The sequence below is a fragment of the Erythrobacter sp. 'gip.4 top 5' genome (assembly GCF_056495765.1).
On the sequence record NZ_CP200270.1, the window covers coordinates 530229 to 547046 of the forward strand.

Here is a 16818-nt window from a genome sequence, read left to right on the forward strand (position 1 = left end):
GCCGTGCCTAATGCTATGCCTAGTCGGCCGTCGCTGCCAGTTGCCCGGCCATGACCTCCCAGACTTTGTTGACCGCTTTCAGGGGACGCACCATTACCTTGAATTCCACGATCCGGTCTTGTGTATCGAAGCGGATGATGTCGACGCCGTTGATGGCGATCCCGTCAATCTCGGTGGTGAATTCGAGCATCGCGTCGTCGCCGTCCACCAGTTCGCCAACATAGCGGAACGAATCATTCCCCAACACTTTCGCTGCTGCGACGAGGTAGGCCATTACCACTGCCTTTCCGGCTTGGGGGGTATGGACCACCGGGGAGTGGAAAACGGCATCTTCGGCCAACAAATCGGCCAGCACCGCCGGATCGTTCCCCCGCCGCATGTAATCATGCCAGCGGCTAAGGCCTGTGTGCGTGCTCATCCAAGGTTTGCGCGGAAAAACGCCGCAGTGCGGCTGTCGGCTAATGTCGCAGCTTCTTCGCTGCGACGCTTGCCGGTTTCGGTGGCAAAACCGTGGTCTAGCCCCTCGTAATCGTGCAGCGTCACCTTGGGATGATCGTCCAGGCCTTCATGCATGGCCGCCTGTGTTTCACGTGAAACAAATCCGTCGGCGGTGGGAATATGCAGCATCAAGGGGTTGGCGATCGCGTGCTTTTCATGGAGCAGCCCGTCGATCCCCACGCCGTAATAGCCCACCGAAGCGTCGATATCGGTGCGCGCCGCCGTCATGTACGCAAGCCGTCCACCGAGGCAATATCCGACACAGCCGACCTTCGCGACGTCCAGCGAGTGACGGACGTGGTGGATGGTCGCCTCGATATCGCGGATCCCGGCATCCTGGTTAAATTTACCCATCAGATCGAGCGCGGTTTCGAATTCGCTTTCGACATCGGGATCGAGCGTAACTTCGGGCTGAAGTCGCCAGAACAGATCGGGCGCGACCGCGAGGTATCCTTCAGCGGCGATCTTGTCGCACTTGCTCCGAATGCCCGGATTCACCCCGAAGATTTCCTGAATGACGATGATCGCGGCGCGCGGCGTACCGTTGGGGCGGGCGACATAGGCGCCGAAGCGGGAATCGGCGTCGAGCGTGGCAATGGTTTCGTTGAGGCTCATGGTCTCTCTCCGGGTGTTCGCAGGGTTGGCCTTGTCCTATCGCTTGCCTTGCACGCCTGCCAAGCCCAAATGAGGCAGGCGCACCGGCACAGGAGAGGGATCCCATGAAGATCAATATCGAAATCGAATGCACGCCCGAAGAGGCCCGTAGCTCCATGGGCCTGCCCGATGTGAGCGCCGCCAATTCGGTTTATATCGACAACATCACCAAGGCGATGCGCGGAGTCTCAAACCCGGAGCAATTGCAGGAATATGCGTCGGCCCTGGCGCCGATGGGGCAGGTGGGGCTGAAACTGTTTCAAAGCTTCGTTGAAGGTGGAATGAAGGCTGCACAGCGCGGGGCTGAGGGTCCGAAGGGCTCTTCCGAATAACTTTTGATGACCGCATCGCCCACGATTTTTGCGCTATCGAGCGGCGCACCGCCGGCCGGTGTTGCGGTGATCCGCGTGTCCGGGTCGAACGCAGGCAGCGCCTTGATGGCCTTGGCCGGGTGGATCCCACCACCCCGTCGTGCATCGCTGGCGAAGCTGCGGGACGGCGAGGGCGCGCTGCTCGACGAGGCACTGGTGCTGTGGTTTCCCGGTCCGAACACGGCAACAGGCGAGGATCTGGCCGAGTTTCACTGCCACGGGGGCCGTGCGGTGATCGCGGCGGTGGAAACCGCGCTGGCGGCGCTGCCCGCTCTGCGCCGTGCGGAACCGGGCGAATTCACGCGCCGCGCCTTTGCCAATGGCCGGATCGATCTGGCTGAAGCGGAGGGCCTGGGCGATCTTCTGACCGCCGAGACCGAATTGCAGCGCGCAGCGGCGCTCGCCAATCTGGGCGGGGCGTTGTCGCGGCAGGTGGAAGCCTGGCGGGAGCGCGCACTGGGTCTGTCGGCGGAAATCGAGGGCGTGCTTGATTTTTCGGACGAGGAAGATTCGGCCGGCCTGCCCGTAGGTTTCATGGGGAACATTGCCACGCTTGCTGAGGAGATCGCGGCGTGGCTCGCCCGCCCACGCTCGGACCGGCTGAAAGACGGGTTCCGTGTGGTGCTGGCCGGGCCGCCCAATGCCGGCAAATCGACCCTGTTCAATGCGCTGGTGGAAAGCGAGGCGGCGATAACCTCACCGATTGCGGGGACAACCCGGGATGTGATTGAGCGCGCTGTGGCCATTGGCGGTGCGCCGTTCACCTTTGTGGATACGGCCGGTCTGCGAGCAGCTAAGGATGCAGCGGGACTGGACCAAATCGAGGCTATCGGGATTGATCGGGCCCGAAACGCACTGGGCCAGGCCGATCTTGTTCTGTGGTTGGGACCTGAAGGCCATGGGCCAGAGGGCGCCTGGGAGATCGCGGCGCAGTGCGATCATGCAGGTTTTATCGCCAAGACCGCACCACAATTCACGCTGTCGGCGGCCACGGGGGAGGGGGTCGCTGCGCTCAAATCCGCCCTTGTTGATTTTGCGCGCAACGCGATGCCGAAGCCCGGCGAAGCGGCGTTGAACGCCCGCCAGCATGAACGCCTTGCAGAGGCACGTGCGGCGCTGGAGACAGCAGGGTCACGACACGATCCCTTGCTAGTGGCAGAGGAGCTTCGCCTGGCGCGTTTGGCGTTCGATCGCCTAATCGGGCGCGCAACCACGGAAGACATGCTCGACACGCTGTTCGGCCGGTTCTGTATCGGCAAGTGAGCGCGGCACCGTAAAATGTTTCACGTGAAACATTCGGCCGGTGAGCCTCCACCAAATCCGCTTTGACGATCCCTCACGCGCCGCCTATCTGCGCGGTCATGCAGTCCTTCGATGTCATTGTTATCGGCGGTGGCCATGCCGGGGTTGAAGCGGCCTGTGCTTCGGCCCGGATGGGTGCGCGCACGGCGCTGGTGAGCTTTGACCTCGATATGATCGGTGCGATGAGCTGTAATCCGGCGATTGGGGGTCTGGGCAAGGGGCATCTCGTGCGCGAGGTTGATGCGCTTGATGGGGTTATCGGCCGCGCGGCGGATGCTGGTGCAATCCATTACCGGATGCTCAACCGGTCCAAGGGGAGCGCTGTCTGGGGCCCGCGGGTGCAGGCGGACCGGACCCGCTTCAAGGCTGCAGTTCAGCGCATTGTGCGCGGGCAGGCGAACCTGACGCTGGTGCAGGGTGAGGCCGCCGCTCTGGTGCTTCAAGGTGCCAGTGTCGCCGGGTTGGAACTGGCGGATGGCACGATACTTCACGCCGACCGGGTGATCCTTTGCACCGGCACTTTCCTTGGCGGTGTCCTGTTTCGCGGTGAGGAGCGGTTTGAAGGCGGCAGGGTCGGTGAGGACACAGCCAAGCGATTGGCCCAGCAACTGCGCGGCGCTGATCTGCCCATGGCGCGGCTCAAGACCGGCACGCCGCCGCGACTTGACGGGCGCACGATCAATTGGGCGGTGCTGGACGAACAACGCTCGGACGACGAGACATGGACCATGTCGGCGCTGTCTCAGCGCCGGGTCAATCCCCAGGTGTTCTGTGCGATGACCCGCACGACGCAGGCGGGGCATGACGCGATCCGCGCCAATCTTCACCGGTCGCCGCTGTTTTCCGGCGCGATTGGAGCGGCGGGGCCGCGTTATTGTCCCTCGATCGAGGACAAGATTCACCGCTTTGGCGACCGGGAAGGCCATCAGGTGTTCCTCGAGCCCGAGGGTCTGGATACGCACATGGTCTATCCCAACGGCATCAGCACCTCCCTTCCGGTGGACGTGCAGGCACTGGTTGTTCGCACCATGCCCGGGTGCGAGCGGGCCGAAATCGTTCAGCCGGGCTATGCCGTGGAATATGACCATGTCGATCCGCGCGCCCTGACGCCGGATCTGCAGCTGCGCGCCATTCCCGGATTGTATTGCGCAGGGCAAATCAATGGCACCACCGGTTACGAGGAAGCCGCAGCGCAGGGCTTGGTTGCGGGACTTGAAGCTGCCGCTGCGGCGCTGGGTAAGCAGGCACCACCGCTGGATCGCGCCAATTCCTACATAGCAGTGATGGTCGACGATTTGACATTGCAAGGTGTGTCCGAACCCTACCGGATGCTGACTGCCCGCGCTGAATACCGCCTGCGTCTGCGCGCCAACAATGCCGCAACACGTCTGACCGCGTTGGGTATCGCGGCGGGATGTGTCGGCATCGAGCGCCGTGTGTGGTGGGAGACACGCGAGGCGGTGCGCAAAATGTTTCACGTGAAACATTCGCACATGCTCCACGCGCGCGATTTGGCCGATCTCGGCCTGCCGGTGAGGCGCGATCATGGGGAAAAACCGATCAGCGAATGGCTGCGCTATGACGGGGTTACACCAGATGCGCTCGCGCCGTGGTTGGGCGATGTAACGGCGCTCGATCCCTTGTTGGCGGAGGAAATGGCAGAGGATGCGGCTTATGCGCCTTATTTGGCACGGCAGGATTCCGAGCTTCGTGATTTGCGCGCCAGTGAGGCCGTCGCGCTGACACCCGATTTTCCTTACGCCGACGTGCCTGGTCTCTCCAACGAGATGATCGAGCGATTGAGCAAGGCGGCCCCTGGCACCTTGGCGGCAGCGGGCCGGGTGCCAGGAGTGACGCCGGCGGCGCTTTCGGCATTGCTCGTCCATGCGCGCCGCGTGTCCAATGGACAGCGCGCGGCATGATCACCAACGAGACCGAAGCACGCGCCTATGTTGCCGCACTGACCGATGCCGAGGGCATGGCGCGGCTTGATGCGTTTGCCGCGCTGGTCCTTGAAGAGAACCAGAAGCAAAACCTGATTGCCAAGGCTTCCGAACCGATGCTCTGGCAGCGGCATATTGCTGACTCGGCGCAACTGCTGGAAAATGTTTCACGTGAAACATTGGGCGCGAATGCCGGTGGGCCGTGGCTTGATCTGGGGAGCGGGCCCGGCTTTCCCGGCATCGTGATCGCCGCGATCTGCCCCAATATGCCGGTGGTGCTGGTGGAATCGCGTGCACGACGGGTCGAATTTCTTGAAAGCGTGATCGTGGCGCTCGATCTGCGCAAGTGCCGGGTGGAAGGTCAGCGTCTCGAGCGGGTTGCGCCCTTTGAAGCGCGGGCGATTTCCGCCCGTGCCTTTGCGCCTCTGGTCAAATTGCTGAGCCTGTCCGAACCGTTCTCCACAAGGCGCACCGCCTATGTCTTGCCCAAGGGGCGCTCGGCAGTGCAAGAGTTGGCAACGCTCAAACCGTCGGTTCGGGCAATGTTTCACGTGAAACATTCCTTGACCGATCCCGAGGCCGGGATCATCGTGAAGGCCTGAGACGCGAAACATGCGAAGATGCGCCGGGATCTCCGGCAATCCGCGCACGGGAAGGACGCAGAACACCATGCTGACCTCACCATGTTCATAATCGCGATCGCCAATCAGAAGGGCGGGGTGGGAAAAACCACGACCGCGATCAACATCGCGACCGCGATGGCGGCCACCGGGTGGCGCACGCTGCTGATCGATCTTGATCCCCAAGGTAACGCCTCGACTGGGCTCGGCGTCCACGCGGCCGCGCGCGAAGTGTCCAGTTATGATCTGTTGGTGGACCAGGTCGCGCTCGCATCAGCGATTGTGCCGACCAGCATTCCGCGGCTCGATCTGGTGCCCGCCACCGTTGACCTGTCAGGCGCGGAGATCGAGCTTGTCGCGGTGGAGGGGCGCACGCATCGTCTGGACAAGGCGCTCGCGCATTACACGGGCCACGACATCTGCTTTATCGATTGTCCGCCGTCGCTCGGCCTGTTGACGTTGAACGCATTGTGCGCGGCTGATACCCTTTTGGTGCCGCTGCAATGCGAATTTTTTGCGCTGGAGGGGCTAAGCCAGTTGTTGCAGACAGTTGATCAGGTTCAGCAGCGTTTCAATGCTGATCTCGGGATCATTGGCATTGCGCTGACCATGTATGACCGGCGCAATCGCCTGACCGATCAGGTGTCGGACGATGTGCGTGATTGCCTCGGGAATCTTGTGTTCGAGACCGTGATCCCCCGCAATGTCCGCTTGTCCGAAGCGCCGAGCCACGGACTTCCCGCGCTGATCTATGACCAGCATTGCACCGGCAGCCGCGCCTATATGGCGCTGGCCCGCGAATTGATCGGGCGATTTCCCGCAGAAAGACAGGCCGCATGACCGATAATGTCACTCAACCCGCTGAAATCGCGATGAATGCTCGCAGCGATGACAAGCCGCGGCGCTTGGGGCGCGGACTGGGCGCCTTGCTGGGCGAAACCCGGCGGGAGGAGCCGCTGGTTCGGCGCGATGATACACCCGCCGGTGAAACTGCATCCTCGGGAGGTACAGCCCTGCGGATGCTGGCGCTCGCCACGATCAAGCCGCTACCGGGCAACCCGCGCAAGTATTTCGATGAAGATGCGCTTGACGAACTAGCCGCGTCGATCGCCTCGCGCGGGGTGATTCAGCCGATCATCGTCCGTCCGCACCCCCATGGCGATGGCTATCAGCTGGTCGCGGGTGAGCGACGCTGGCGGGCGGCGCAAAAGGCGCGGTTGCATGAAATCCCGGCGCTGGTCCGCACGCTTTCCGACCGTGAGGTCATGGCGCTGGCGCTGATTGAGAATCTGCAGCGCGAAGATCTGAACCCGGTCGAAGAGGCGCGGGCCTATAACCGCCTGTCCGAAGATGAAGGCATGATCCAGGCCGACATTGCCAAGATGGTCGAGAAATCCCGCAGCCATGTCGCCAACATGATGCGGCTGATGGTGTTGCCGGAGCCAGTGCTGGACCTGATCGAACAGGGCAAACTGACGCCCGGCCATGCGCGCGCGCTGATTGGCCGCGACGATGCGGTGCAATTGGCGCAGGTCGCAGTGGACGAGGGTTTGTCGGTGCGTGACATGGAAGTGCTGACGCGAAAGTCGGCCAAGCGCGCTGCCAGTCCGACCTCTGCTCCGCATCAAACGCCGGAAAATGCGGATATTCTTGCGGTCCAGCAGCATCTTGAGGAGTTCCTCGGGCTCACTGTGAAGATCAAGCCCGAAGGCGATCCACGCAAGGGGACGATCACGATTCGCTACACCACGCTCGATCAACTGGATCTGGTGTGTCAGCGGCTGACGGGCGGCGAGTTCTGACCGCAGGCTGCTGCAATGCTAGCGCACAAAAAGCCCCGCAAGATCGCTGGATCTCGCGGGGCTTTTGTATTTCACCCGGTAAGGGCGCGAAGTCTCAGCGGTTCTTGATCATCTTTGGCGAAGGGCGTTGGGCCGGGATTGAGCGTGTGGCACCAGGGACCGCATAGGTTTCGTAACGCTCGGTTTCGCGCACCACCACCTGCTGTTGGACTTCGCTGCGCACAGGCACCAGCACTGTCTGCGCGGGCGGCGCGTAGCTGTAACCATAGCTGTAACCGGCGGGATAGCCATAACCATAGGCCGGCGGGGCATAGCCGATCTCGCGGCTCGCAATGCGGGGGCCGGGCGCGCCGTAGGTGGACAAGTAGCTATCGAGCGCGGCTTCGCAATCGTAACGGTTCTTGTCCTTGTCTCCGCCGAACAGGCTGCCGATCAGCCCGCCAATCAGGCCACCACCGCCCACGCCGAGCACCGTTCCCAGCACGCGGTCACCAACGCCGGCGATTTCATAACCCGCAAAACCGCCCGCGATTGCGCCCAATAAGCCGCCGATGATAAGCCCGGTGTCATCCCTGTTCTGGCCCCGGGTACGGCGGCGGCATTCGTCGATCCACTGGTCACGCTCAAACACGGCGGGCGAGCCGCCATAAGCGGGGGCATAGGCGGGACCATAGGCAGCGGCGTAGCCGGGCGCATAGCCCATTGGCTGGGCATAGCCTTGTTGCGGCCCGGCGGGTGCTGCCGGAAGCGGGCGGGGCACATCAATCCGCCGGGTGCGGGTGATGGTTTCGACCCCGTTGACATCCGTCACCACTTCCTCGGCCTGAATGGCCGTGGGCGCTGTGCGATATTCGGCCGGAAGGCTGCGCATCTCGTCTTGCGTCATCGGTGTCAGCGGCGGGAGATCCGCGTAATTCTGCGCCTGCACCGCTGCCGGAAGCGCAAGAGCCAAGGCGGCGAGGGTGAGAGTTGGTGAAAGCGTCAACATGGGCAATGTCCCCCTGAGTCAGCCAGAGGGCTGATGGTTAGCAAAAGCTTACCACTGACTCGCCCGCGCGCCAAAGCGGCGCTGTCGGCGCTGTCCCGTTTCGGGAAGCTCTCCCTTGGGTTGTGTCAGATTCGGTCAGCCAATAGCGCGGCCAGCGCCGCGACACCGGCCACGTCCTCAGCCGTGAAGCGGGCGGGGGAGGGGCTGTCGAGGTCAATTACGGCAATCACGATGCCGTTGCGCAGAACGGGAACCACCAATTCCGACTGGCTCGCGGCGTCGCAGGCGATGTGGCCGGGGAAGGCGTGCACATCGGCCACGCATTGCGCCGCGCCGCTTTGCGCCGCCGTGCCGCACACGCCTGTGCCAAAGGGGATGCGGATACAGGCGGGGCGGCCCACAAACGGCCCGAGTACCAGTTCTTCCGCGCCACCTGATTTTGATGGGCCAACCCGGTAAAAACCCGCCCAGTTCAGATCGGGCAGGAACTCCCACAACAGCGCAGCGACGTTCGCCATATTGGCCACCGCGTCCGGCTCCCCCGCTGTCAGCGCATCAGCGGCGCTCACCAGATCGCGATAAAGGCCTTCCGAAGACGTCGCGGCGCCGGGTTTGAAATCATACATCTTTGACACAGGCCTTTCGTCGGATCGCCCCACTGCTCGATCGGGCGCTAGATCCCTCGCTTAATCAGTTGCCGCATCGGCGGCCGGGCTTTATCTCGCGTCACATGGCTCTTTTTCGCAAAATCGCAATCGCTCTTGTCCTCATCATCGTGGTGGCGGGGATCGCGCTGTTCGCTCTGACCCGCGGGGATACCGCTGATCTTACGGTTGATGAGGTTGCCGGCACCGACCCTGTCTTGCAGGAAGGCGACGCGCAAACTGTCCCGACCGTCCAGATTGCCGAGCCGGTGGGTTGGAAGGCTGGCGAGGTACCGACGGCGGCCGATGGGCTGGAAGTGGTCCGCTTTGCCGAGGGCCTCGATCACCCACGCACGCTCTATGCGTTGCCCAATGGCGATATGCTGGTGACGCTGACCCGCGCGCCTGCTGCAACTGGTGGCAGCAGCGGGATCATGGGCACGATTCGCGGATGGATTGAAGGGTTCCTGTTTGCCAAGGCCGGGTCTGCGGGCGAATCCGCCAACCAGATCGTGCTGTTGCGCGATGCTGACGGCAATGGCAGCGCCGAGACGCAGCAAGTGCTGTTGGAAGAGGGCCTCGATTCGCCATCGGGCATGGCGTGGCAGGATGGCACGCTCTACGTCGCCAACCACAACGCGCTGCTGGCCTTCCCTTATGAACTGGGCAGTGACGCTGTCAGGGGCGCGCCGCGCAAGCTGATGGATCTGCCCGGCGGCGGCGGTCACTGGATGCGCAATGTCGAACTCTCGCCCGCAGGCGATATGCTCTATGTCGCGGTCGGATCGGTTAGCAATATCGGCGATCAGGGGATGGCGGTTGAGGAAGGCCGCGCCATGATCTGGGAGTATGATCTGGCCCAGGGCCGCGCCCGCCAGTTTGCGGCGGGCCTGCGCAATCCCAATGGACTGGATTTCAGCCCCTGGACCGGCGAGCTTTGGACCACGGTGAACGAACGCGACATGCTGGGTTCGGACCTTGTGCCGGACTACCTCACCAATGTGCCGGTCGGCGCGCAATATGGCTGGCCGTGGGTCTATTACCGCTCCAACATCGACCGCCGCGTCGAAACGCCGATGCCGCGCTTCCTGATGGAATATGTCCGTAAACCCGAATTCGCGCTCGGCCCGCACGTTGCTGCGTTGGGCATGGTGTTTTCCAGCGAAGGTAACCTCATGGGGGACGCCTTTACCGGCGGCGCCTTCATCGCCCGGCACGGATCATGGAACCGCAAGCCGGCGTCAGGCTATGACGTCGTGTTTGTGGATTTCGACGATCTCGGCAATCCGGTGGGCAAGCCGGTTCCGGTGCTGACCGGGTTTCTGACGGGCGAGGGCACCACCCGGGGCCGGCCCACCTGGGTCGAATGGGCAGGCGATGGTTCGTTGCTGGTGTCGGACGACACCGCCGGGATCATCTGGCGGGTGCGTGCGCCTGCGGCCACACCGGCCCCGGCGATTGCGCGCCTGCAAGGCGACCCGCTTCCTCCGCGGGCACTGCGGGATCCACGCGCCGATTTCGAGGCGGATTACCTGCGTCAGCAGGCGGGGCAAAAGACAAATTAGAGCCTCAGCCCCGCACGGCCCGCCAGTTCGGTCGCAAATTGCAGCGCGGTGCGGCCGGACCGGTTCCCACGCGCAATCGCAAAGGCCATGGCCTCTTGCGCGTCGACCGTCAGGCCGAGCGGCGCGGTGTAGCCCTCGCAGATCGCCAGATAGGTGTCCTTGTCCGCAGGGTGGAACCCCAGCGTCAGGCCGAACCTGTCGGCCAGCGCGAGCGCATCGTCGCGTTCGTCACGTTCATGCAAGGCGGCGCTGGTGTCCTCGCGCTCCACAATGGCGCGGCGATTCGCCGTCACGGCAAGGCGGATGTGGGGCGGGCGCGGGGCCACGCCGCCATCGAGCAGGCTACGCAGGGCGAGCATCTGCTCCCGCCCATCCGCGCCGAAGCCGAGATCGTCGATAAACAGCAGGAAGGCGCGCGGTTGCTGCGCCAGTTCGGCCAAGAGTGCAGACACATTCGGCAGCGCGCCGGGCGCTAACTGCACAAGCGCAATGGCCTCGGGCGAATCGCGCTGCACATCGGCCACGCAGGCGCGCACCAGCGCCGATTTGCCCATCCCGCGCGCGCCCCACAGCAACACATCATGCGCCGCCGCGCCCGCCGCGAGCCGTCCGCACAAGTCGCGCAGCGCGACTTTCTGGCCCGCGATCCCGTGCAGCCGATCAAGCGGCACGGCATCGAGTTCCGGCACGGCACGCACCATCGTGCCCTCCCAGACATAGGCGGGAGCGCTGAGCCAATTGGTGGGCGGCGGCGGCGGGGGTGCCAGCCGCTCCAGCGCGGTGGCGATCCGCTCCAGCGCCGCGTGTGTCATGTCAGCCCGCAAGGGCAGCAGCGGGCAGCGTGTAGAGCAGGTCGGCCCCGGCGACCGCCCCGGCCTTGAGGCCTGCGGCCTCTGGCACGATCCGATCAAGGAAGAAGCGCACGGTTACGGGCTTGGTTGCGGCGAGTTCCGGCGCTGCGCCTGCTGCCACCGCTTCGGCCTGCTTCATCAGCTGCCACCCGGCGACCGTGACCGCGGCCATCGTGCAGAACGGCACGCTGCCCGCCAAGCGGTCATCAAGGCTGGCCTCGTCGCGCATCCAGCGCGCAACATGGGCGCAGTCTTGCGCGAGAGCGGCGAGTGTTGTTTCGCCAGCCGCTTCGCGTGCGATGGTTTCAAACAGGGAAACCATCGCTTCGCCGCCATCGAGGCCGAGCTTGCGGGTGACCAGATCCGCCGCCTGAATGCCGTTGGTGCCTTCATAGATCGGAGCGATGCGCGAATCGCGCCAATGCTGCGCTGCGCCGGTTTCTTCAACAAAGCCCATGCCGCCGTGAATCTGGATGCCAAGCCCGGCGACTTCGACGCCGATATCGGTGCCCCATGCCTTGATCAGTGGCACCACGATTTCCGCGCGGGCCTTCGCGGCCTCATCGCCCAGATTGCCGCGATCGACTTGTCCGGCGCAGTAATACAACAGCGCGCGGGCACCTTCGGTCAACGCCTTCATGCGCAGGATCATGCGGCGCACATCGGGGTGTTCGATGATGGCCACCGGGTTTTTGTCGGGCGAGCCGGCGCGGGCGGACTGTACCCGGCCCTGCGCATAGGCGAGCGCCTGCTGCGTCGCGCGTTCCCCGATCTGCACGCCCTGATTGCCGACATTGATGCGGGCATTGTTCATCATCGTGAACATCGCGGCGAGGCCTCTGTTCTCATGCCCCACCAACTCGCCGACGCAGGCTTCATTGTCACCATAGCTCATCACGCAGGTGGGCGAGGCATTGATGCCCAGCTTGTGTTCCAGGCTGACGCAGCGAAGATCATTGTGCGGGCCGAGGCTGCCGTCATCATTCACGTGATATTTTGGCACCAGGAACAGGCTGATGCCGCGTGTCCCCTCCGGCGCTCCGGGCAGGCGGGCGAGGACGAGGTGGATGATGTTATCCGCCAGATCATGCTCGCCCCAGGTGATGTAGATTTTCTGCCCGGTGATCCGGTACTTGCCGGCGTGCGGTCCTTCGGTAATGGGCTCCGCGGTTGAACGCAGCGCGCCGACATCGCTTCCTGCGGCAGGTTCGGTCAGGTTCATCGTGCCCGACCATGCGCCGCTGACCAGATTGGGGAGATACTTGGCCTTCTGGTCGTTGGAACCATGATGCTCCAGCGCCTCGATCGCGCCAACGCTCAGCATCGGCAGCAGAGTAAAGGCCATGTTGGCCGCGCCAAGGTTTTCCAGCACATTGCATGACAGCGTGAAGGGCAGGCCCTGACCGCCATGCTCTACGGGCGAAGCGATGGCATTCCAGCCTTGCGCCACATAGGCCTTGTAGGCCGCGTCGAAGCCTTCGGGCAGGCGCACCACGCCGTTTTCCAGCTTGGCGCCTTGCTTGTCCCCGATGCGGTTGAGCGGCGCGAATTCCCCGGCGGCGAATTGCCCGACACCTTCGACGATCGCTTCGACCAGATCGGGCTCGGCATGGGCAAAGCGTTCGCTTTGCGCCAACTCGTCAATCCCGGCATTGATGCGGATGGCGAGCAGCTGGTCAGCGGTGGGCGGGGTATAGGGGGTCACGTCGGGGGCGTCCTTGCGTTGCAAAATGCCCTCGCGCTCTTGGCAGGGCTGAGGTTTGAATATAGCGCCGGGGCCATGAGCGGCAAGGACGTTACGGAAGTGGTGCTGGCCAACGCCGCGGGGATCGCGAAAGCGGCGCGAATCCTCGAATCGGGCGGGCTGGTCGCAGTGCCGACCGAGACGGTCTATGGCCTCGCCGCGCGGGCCGACAGCGCGAAGGCGGTGGCGCGCATTTATGCAGCCAAGGGCCGCCCGGATTTCAATCCGCTGATCGTGCATGTTCGCGATGTGGCGCAGGCTTTGCGCTACGGCGTTTTCGCACCGGAGGCCCTTGCACTGGCTGATGCGCATTGGCCCGGTCCGTTGACGCTGGTGGTGCCAGTCTGCGCCGACGCCGGGCTGGCGGCAGCGGTGACAGCGGGCTTGCCGACTATTGCCTTGCGCGCCCCTGCGCACCCGGTGATGCGCGCGCTGCTGGCAATGGTCGACCTTCCGCTGGCAGCGCCTTCAGCGAACCGCAGCGGCTTCATCAGCCCGACAAGTGCAACGCACGTCCTCGCGTCACTCGACGGGCGGATCGACATGGTGCTTGACGGCGGCGCCACCACGGCGGGGGTGGAGTCCACCATCGTCGCAGTTCGTGACGACGGCAGTGTCGAGGAGCTTCGTCCCGGCCCGCTCCAGATTGGCCCGCGATTGGCACGCACCGCTCGCACTGCGCCGAGTATCGAAGCCCCCGGCCAACTCGCGAGCCATTACGCACCCGGAAAGCCTGTGCGCCTCAATGCCCAAATGGCTGAGCGGGACGAATTTCTGATCGGGTTCGGCCCGGTTGCGGGCGATTTCACGCTTTCGGCGACTGGTGACGTCAACGAGGCCGCCACGAACCTCTACGCCGCCTTGCACGAAGCTGCGCTTGCCCCGCACCCGCGCATCGCGGTCGTTCCGGTGCCGATGGAGGGCATCGGCCGCGCCATCAATGACCGGTTGCGGCGGGCGGCGGCTTAATCGCGGCGCTGCGGCTCGACCGGCACGCCGGGGAGCAGCGCTTTCATCTCCGCGCGAATCGCTCGCGCCTGATCGCACGCGTTTTCGTTGCCATCGGCACAGCGTTCTGCCTGCCGGTCGTATTCGCGCTCAAGCTTGCCGAGGCGTTCTTCACGCCTGCGGATGTCGCGGCCACGCTTTTCGTCGGCTTCGGACTGGCTCTCGGTCGCAAGATCCACCCCGCGGCTCACCGCCTTCACCGGTAGTGTGACGACATCCACCGCCGCACGGGCAAGACAGCCCTGCAGAGCGAGCGAAGCGAGGCTGAGAGCCACAAGAGAACGTGCGTGCATGGCGGGATAATGTCGCCCGACTCTTGCGATAAGGCAAATATTATTCTGCGGATTTGCCCGCAACCAGTGTGTCTGGATCCGGCGCTGCTGCCGGTATTGCTGCGGTTGCACTGACGCTACCCGGCGAGCAGGTGAGCGAGCCCGAGCCAAAGGTTTCGACCGTGCATTTCGCAGCGCCCGAAACCCTGACATCGCCCGCGCCTGCAATGGTCGCGTTGACATCGCCATCCGAAGCAAAGGCGACATCGCCCGTGCCGCCGATGTTGACCTCGGCGCTGTCGGCCTTGAGCGATGGCATTTCAATATCGCCCGCGCCGCCGATATTGACGGTCAGACGCTTGACTGTGCCGGCGCCTCTCACTGTACCACTGCCGCCGATATTAATGCCGAGCGTTTCCGCGGCAATCGTACCGAATTCGATGAGGCCCGATCCGCCGATCGTGATGTCCGACGTGCTGGCCAGGCTTTGCGCCCTGACTGTACCGCTGCCAGCGATCACAACGTCCTTGGGTGGGGGCATGGTGATGCGGATTGTGGCGTCATTTGTGCCGCTCCAGCCATTTTCGCGGGTCACGCCGATCACCTCGGCATCGCGCACAAAGCGCAGGCTATCGGTGTTCGCCCCTTCGACGGTGATGGTGAAGGTATCGCCGGTGGTCAGGATGACTGTATCGCCCGATGACAGCACGACGTCCGTCGGCGGCGGGCCTGCTATCTCGATATCGGCGAGGGGCACGCCTTCCTGCCCGTTGATGTCCACATTCGGCTCACACCCGGCCAGTGTTGCACCAAAGACCAGCAGCGCCGCAGAGATGTGCGCGTTGCGAAGTGTGTGTGACATCATGAAACCCTCCCCTGTAACCGTGTTGCACACATAATACACCGCGCGCCGGCCTGCAAGCGTCATGCAAACAAAAAGGGCCGCCCCGCAGGGCAGCCCTTGATGATCTCTATGGCCCCAAAGGCGTTAGCCTTCCTCGGCGTTATCGTAATATTGCGGCGCGTGTTCGCGCAGCACGTCGAGGATCTTGTTCAGCGCGGTCGGCTCGTCGGTCTCTTCCATCGCCGCCAATTCGCGGGCGAGGCGGCTGGAGGCGGCTTCGAAGATCTGGCGTTCCGAATAGGACTGTTCCGGCTGGTCTTCGGGGCGGAACAGATCGCGGGTCACTTCGGCAATCGACACAAGGTCGCCCGAATTGATCTTGGCTTCATATTCCTGCGCGCGGCGCGACCACATGGTGCGCTTGACCTTGGGCTTGCCCTTGAGGGTTTCCATGGCCTGCTTCAGTGTCTTGTCGGACGAAAGCTTGCGCATCCCGATCGCTTCGACCTTGCCGACTGGCACACGGAGCGTCATCCGCTCTTTCTCAAAACGCAGCACGTAAAGTTCGAGCTGCATTCCGGCGATTTCTTCCTTCTGCAGTTCGATCACGCGGCCAACGCCGTGCTTGGGATAAACGACGTAGTCGCCGACGACAAATGCGTTTGCGGTGCTTGCCATGCAAGATCCTTTCTTTAAGCCGACCCAGCAACGGGAGAGGGACAATCATCCCGGCGACGATCATCTCCTTTGCGGGAGATGCATGCACCGGGTTGTCAATCGTCCGAGAGTGGGGTTGCGGGGTGTGCGGCCTTCCTGGTTATCGTCACTGCGCAGGCCAAAAGCATTACGCGGTTGGCGAAGCGTATAGCATGACGGTAATAAAATTGCGAGTCCCGCGTTTCACGCCTGCTCCTGCGTGCTGGCGGCGGCAACATGCGCGCCCAGCAGCAGCAGAAAGGCGCTGAGCCACAGCCAGGTCAGAAACACGATGACCGCGCCCAGCGATCCGTAAGTGGCGTTGTAATTGCCGAAATTGCTGGCGTAGAAACCGAAACCTGCGCTTGCAGCAAGCCATCCCAATGCGAACAGTCCGCTACCCCGCAGCGCCGCACTGCGCCCGACAATCTTGTGTTTGGGAACAACCCGATAAGCGATAAATGCGCCGCCAAACCCTGCGAGGCCAATCAGCACATAGCTGGCAAGTGCGCCGCCGTTGCCTGCCAGCACGGTTGCCACAAGCGTGGTGATGCCTGCCATCAGCCCCAGCGCCAGCACCGCGCCCACAGTGATCACCAGCGCGAGCAGATTGGACCCAATAAAGCCGCGCGTATCACCAACATCGAACGCTATGTTGATCGCAGTGATCAGCGCCCCGGCGGCCACGCGCGCGCCAAACAGCGCCAAGGCGATGGCGATCAGCAGGCCGAAACGCGAGTCCCCGGTGTTGCGCGCGGCGATGTTTTCGAGTTGGCTCGCAACCAATTCCCCCGCTGCGCCGGGAAGCGTGCGCGTCAGGCTGCTGCCATGTTCTGCAATGGTCGCGGGCTCGACAACCAGACCATAGGTCAGGAAGGCCGCCGCCAACATCGGCACAAGTGCCAGAAAACCGTAATAGGCGATGCCCGCGGCGATCAGCCCGGTATTGCTCTCGCTCGAGCGTGACCAACCGGCTTTGAGAGTAGCAACAAGGGAACGCATACACACTCTACCGG

General features: G+C 63.6%; 18 protein-coding genes. 8 read left to right on the plus strand and 10 right to left on the minus strand.

The window, feature by feature from the left end:
- Positions 1 to 19 precede the first annotated feature (19 nt).
- Positions 20 to 418 (minus strand): nuclear transport factor 2 family protein, encoded by a 399-nt coding sequence (locus ACRANW_RS02590; RefSeq protein ID WP_479433006.1) that lies wholly within the window; start codon positions 416 to 418, stop codon positions 20 to 22.
- Complete coding sequence (locus ACRANW_RS02595; protein WP_479433007.1) at positions 415 to 1113, minus strand: dienelactone hydrolase family protein; 699 nt, start codon at positions 1111 to 1113, stop codon at positions 415 to 417. The genes ACRANW_RS02590 and ACRANW_RS02595 overlap by 4 nt, the downstream gene beginning before the upstream one ends.
- Positions 1114 to 1217: 104 nt before the next feature.
- Between ACRANW_RS02595 and ACRANW_RS02600 the strand changes: the two genes are divergently transcribed.
- From ACRANW_RS02600 to ACRANW_RS02625, 6 genes are all read left to right on the plus strand, one after another.
- A complete protein-coding gene (locus tag ACRANW_RS02600; RefSeq protein WP_479433008.1) occupies positions 1218 to 1484 on the plus strand; it encodes a DUF6489 family protein in 267 nt (88 codons plus the stop codon).
- Between the two features lie 6 nt (positions 1485 to 1490).
- The gene (gene mnmE / locus ACRANW_RS02605; protein WP_479433009.1) at positions 1491 to 2786 is read left to right on the plus strand and encodes a tRNA uridine-5-carboxymethylaminomethyl(34) synthesis GTPase MnmE; all 1296 of its coding nucleotides are present in this window, start codon (positions 1491 to 1493) and stop codon (positions 2784 to 2786) included.
- Between the two features lie 98 nt (positions 2787 to 2884).
- On the plus strand, positions 2885 to 4747 hold the full coding sequence (gene mnmG, locus ACRANW_RS02610; protein WP_479433010.1) for a tRNA uridine-5-carboxymethylaminomethyl(34) synthesis enzyme MnmG: 1863 nt from the start codon (positions 2885 to 2887) through the stop codon (positions 4745 to 4747).
- Complete coding sequence (rsmG, locus tag ACRANW_RS02615; protein ID WP_479433011.1) at positions 4744 to 5370, plus strand: 16S rRNA (guanine(527)-N(7))-methyltransferase RsmG; 627 nt, start codon at positions 4744 to 4746, stop codon at positions 5368 to 5370. Before mnmG ends, rsmG begins: the two co-directional genes overlap by 4 nt.
- 81 nt (positions 5371 to 5451) lie before the next feature.
- Positions 5452 to 6228, plus strand: coding sequence for a ParA family protein (locus tag ACRANW_RS02620; protein ID WP_479433012.1), 777 nt, complete (start codon positions 5452 to 5454; stop codon positions 6226 to 6228).
- Entirely contained in the window at positions 6225 to 7190 is a 966-nt protein-coding gene (locus ACRANW_RS02625) for a ParB/RepB/Spo0J family partition protein (protein WP_479433013.1), read from the plus strand. Before ACRANW_RS02620 ends, ACRANW_RS02625 begins: the two co-directional genes overlap by 4 nt.
- Positions 7191 to 7284: 94 nt before the next feature.
- Here ACRANW_RS02625 and ACRANW_RS02630 read toward each other — a convergent pair whose 3' ends face one another.
- Both ACRANW_RS02630 and ACRANW_RS02635 read right to left on the minus strand, forming a co-directional pair.
- Positions 7285 to 8178 carry a hypothetical protein gene (locus tag ACRANW_RS02630; RefSeq protein ID WP_479433014.1) on the minus strand — a complete coding sequence of 298 codons (894 nt, stop codon included), beginning with the start codon at positions 8176 to 8178 and terminating at the stop codon, positions 7285 to 7287.
- A 125-nt stretch (positions 8179 to 8303) separates the two neighbouring features.
- Entirely contained in the window at positions 8304 to 8804 is a 501-nt protein-coding gene (locus ACRANW_RS02635) for a GAF domain-containing protein (protein WP_479433015.1), read from the minus strand.
- Between the two features lie 104 nt (positions 8805 to 8908).
- Here ACRANW_RS02635 and ACRANW_RS02640 point away from each other — a divergent pair, with 104 nt between their 5' ends.
- Positions 8909 to 10387 (plus strand): PQQ-dependent sugar dehydrogenase, encoded by a 1479-nt coding sequence (locus ACRANW_RS02640; protein WP_479433016.1) that lies wholly within the window; start codon positions 8909 to 8911, stop codon positions 10385 to 10387.
- Here the strand turns inward: ACRANW_RS02640 and ACRANW_RS02645 are convergent.
- A complete protein-coding gene (locus tag ACRANW_RS02645; protein WP_479433017.1) occupies positions 10384 to 11199 on the minus strand; it encodes a DUF815 domain-containing protein in 816 nt (271 codons plus the stop codon). The two genes, ACRANW_RS02640 and ACRANW_RS02645, sit on opposite strands and share 4 nt — an antisense overlap.
- Before the next feature lies 1 nt (position 11200).
- Positions 11201 to 12943, minus strand: coding sequence for an acyl-CoA dehydrogenase (locus ACRANW_RS02650; protein WP_479433018.1), 1743 nt, complete (start codon positions 12941 to 12943; stop codon positions 11201 to 11203).
- Between the two features lie 75 nt (positions 12944 to 13018).
- On the opposite strand from ACRANW_RS02650, the gene ACRANW_RS02655 reads away from it, so the two are divergent.
- Complete coding sequence (locus tag ACRANW_RS02655; protein ID WP_479433019.1) at positions 13019 to 13951, plus strand: L-threonylcarbamoyladenylate synthase; 933 nt, start codon at positions 13019 to 13021, stop codon at positions 13949 to 13951.
- Here ACRANW_RS02655 and ACRANW_RS02660 read toward each other — a convergent pair.
- From ACRANW_RS02660 to ACRANW_RS02675, 4 genes are all read right to left on the minus strand, one after another.
- Positions 13948 to 14283: a hypothetical protein gene (locus ACRANW_RS02660; RefSeq protein ID WP_479433020.1), complete on the minus strand. Its 336-nt coding sequence runs from the start codon at positions 14281 to 14283 to the stop codon at positions 13948 to 13950. The genes ACRANW_RS02655 and ACRANW_RS02660 overlap by 4 nt on opposite strands.
- A gap of 40 nt (positions 14284 to 14323) precedes the next feature.
- On the minus strand, positions 14324 to 15127 hold the full coding sequence (locus ACRANW_RS02665; protein WP_479433021.1) for a head GIN domain-containing protein: 804 nt from the start codon (positions 15125 to 15127) through the stop codon (positions 14324 to 14326).
- A gap of 123 nt (positions 15128 to 15250) precedes the next feature.
- A complete protein-coding gene (locus ACRANW_RS02670) occupies positions 15251 to 15784 on the minus strand; it encodes a CarD family transcriptional regulator (RefSeq protein ID WP_479433022.1) in 534 nt (177 codons plus the stop codon).
- A 222-nt stretch (positions 15785 to 16006) separates the two neighbouring features.
- Positions 16007 to 16804 carry a YihY/virulence factor BrkB family protein gene (locus tag ACRANW_RS02675; protein ID WP_479433023.1) on the minus strand — a complete coding sequence of 266 codons (798 nt, stop codon included), beginning with the start codon at positions 16802 to 16804 and terminating at the stop codon, positions 16007 to 16009.
- Positions 16805 to 16818 lie beyond the last annotated feature (14 nt).

Bases quoted from the DNA above. Each gene is read 5' to 3' on its own strand.
- mnmE (WP_479433009.1), top strand. From the start codon at position 1,491: ATGACCGCATCGCCCACGATTTTTGCGCTATCGAGCGGCGCACCGCCG.
- ACRANW_RS02655 (WP_479433019.1), top strand. From the start codon at position 13,019: ATGAGCGGCAAGGACGTTACGGAAGTGGTGCTGGCCAACGCCGCGGGG.
- ACRANW_RS02640 (WP_479433016.1), top strand. From the start codon at position 8,909: ATGGCTCTTTTTCGCAAAATCGCAATCGCTCTTGTCCTCATCATCGTG.
- ACRANW_RS02635 (WP_479433015.1), bottom strand. From the start codon at position 8,804: ATGTATGATTTCAAACCCGGCGCCGCGACGTCTTCGGAAGGCCTTTAT.
- ACRANW_RS02625 (WP_479433013.1), top strand. From the start codon at position 6,225: ATGACCGATAATGTCACTCAACCCGCTGAAATCGCGATGAATGCTCGC.
- mnmG (WP_479433010.1), top strand. From the start codon at position 2,885: ATGCAGTCCTTCGATGTCATTGTTATCGGCGGTGGCCATGCCGGGGTT.
- ACRANW_RS02670 (WP_479433022.1), bottom strand. From the start codon at position 15,784: ATGGCAAGCACCGCAAACGCATTTGTCGTCGGCGACTACGTCGTTTAT.
- ACRANW_RS02630 (WP_479433014.1), bottom strand. From the start codon at position 8,178: ATGTTGACGCTTTCACCAACTCTCACCCTCGCCGCCTTGGCTCTTGCG.
- ACRANW_RS02590 (WP_479433006.1), bottom strand. From the start codon at position 418: ATGAGCACGCACACAGGCCTTAGCCGCTGGCATGATTACATGCGGCGG.
- ACRANW_RS02660 (WP_479433020.1), bottom strand. From the start codon at position 14,283: ATGCACGCACGTTCTCTTGTGGCTCTCAGCCTCGCTTCGCTCGCTCTG.
- ACRANW_RS02595 (WP_479433007.1), bottom strand. From the start codon at position 1,113: ATGAGCCTCAACGAAACCATTGCCACGCTCGACGCCGATTCCCGCTTC.
- ACRANW_RS02645 (WP_479433017.1), bottom strand. From the start codon at position 11,199: ATGACACACGCGGCGCTGGAGCGGATCGCCACCGCGCTGGAGCGGCTG.
- ACRANW_RS02600 (WP_479433008.1), top strand. From the start codon at position 1,218: ATGAAGATCAATATCGAAATCGAATGCACGCCCGAAGAGGCCCGTAGC.
- ACRANW_RS02675 (WP_479433023.1), bottom strand. From the start codon at position 16,804: ATGCGTTCCCTTGTTGCTACTCTCAAAGCCGGTTGGTCACGCTCGAGC.
- ACRANW_RS02620 (WP_479433012.1), top strand. From the start codon at position 5,452: ATGTTCATAATCGCGATCGCCAATCAGAAGGGCGGGGTGGGAAAAACC.
- ACRANW_RS02665 (WP_479433021.1), bottom strand. From the start codon at position 15,127: ATGATGTCACACACACTTCGCAACGCGCACATCTCTGCGGCGCTGCTG.
- rsmG (WP_479433011.1), top strand. From the start codon at position 4,744: ATGATCACCAACGAGACCGAAGCACGCGCCTATGTTGCCGCACTGACC.